Source organism: Rhodococcus sp. 05-2255-1e (assembly GCF_002259025.1).
In the GTDB taxonomy this organism is placed as follows: domain Bacteria; phylum Actinomycetota; class Actinomycetes; order Mycobacteriales; family Mycobacteriaceae; genus Rhodococcoides; species Rhodococcoides fascians.
This window is the reverse complement of record NZ_NOZE01000026.1, coordinates 1-840: the sequence shown is the minus strand read 5'-3', so window position 1 is coordinate 840 and position 840 is coordinate 1. Positions and strand designations below refer to the sequence as shown.

1 protein-coding gene is annotated in these 840 nt (G+C 58.8%); it reads left to right on the top strand.

From position 1 onward, the window contains the following. Nucleotides 1-19: 19 nt before the first annotated feature. Nucleotides 20-840: AMP-binding protein (locus tag CH262_RS17170; RefSeq protein WP_256988853.1), on the top strand; the 821-nt coding region annotated here is incomplete at its 3' end.

Here is an 840-nt window from a genome sequence, read left to right as displayed (position 1 = left end):
TGTGATAGCCATACTTTCGGTGCTGAAGCTGGGTTCTGCTTACTTGCCGATCGACATCAACACCCCTGACGAGCGCCTGGCATTCGTTCTACAAGACGCTGCGCCGGCCGCGATTTTGACCACGGTGAGCCTCGCTGGTCGCGTCAGTAAGTCCGGGGTCCCACTGATAGATGTCGAGGATCCCAAGGTCGCTGAACAGCCGACGACGACGTTGCCGGTGCCGAATGCTGACCTCCTCGCGTACATCATCTACACCTCAGGAACGACAGGCACACCCAAAGGCGTCGGCATCACACAAACGAACGTCACCCAGACCTACGCAGCTTCGGAACATGCTTTCAAACATTCCCCAGATCAGGTGTGGTCGATGTTCCATTCGTACTCGTTCGATGTGTCGGTGTGGGAGATGTGGGGCGCTCTGCTGCACGGCGGCCGCTTGGTGATCATCCCTGAGCATGCCGCCCGCTCCGCAACGGACTTTCACCGAATCCTGGTAGACGAGCAGGTCACCACCGTCAACCAGACCCCGTCCGCACTCGAGATGCTCTCGCCCGAGGGAATAGATCAAGTAAGGACCATTTTTGTGGGGGGTGAGGCATGCTCGCCCGAACTTGTCGATCGGTGGGCTTCAGGCCGAGAAATGATCAATGGCTACGGGGAGACAGAGACGTTCTACGCCTCTATGAGTGCGCCCATGAAGCCTGGTCATGGAGCTCCTATCGGTACGCCGGTGCCGGGTGATGCGTTGTTTGTGTTGGATTCCGGTTTGCGGCGGGTTCCGATCGGTGTGGTTGGTGAGTTGTATGTCGCGGGGCGGGGTGTGGCACGCGGTTATGTGCG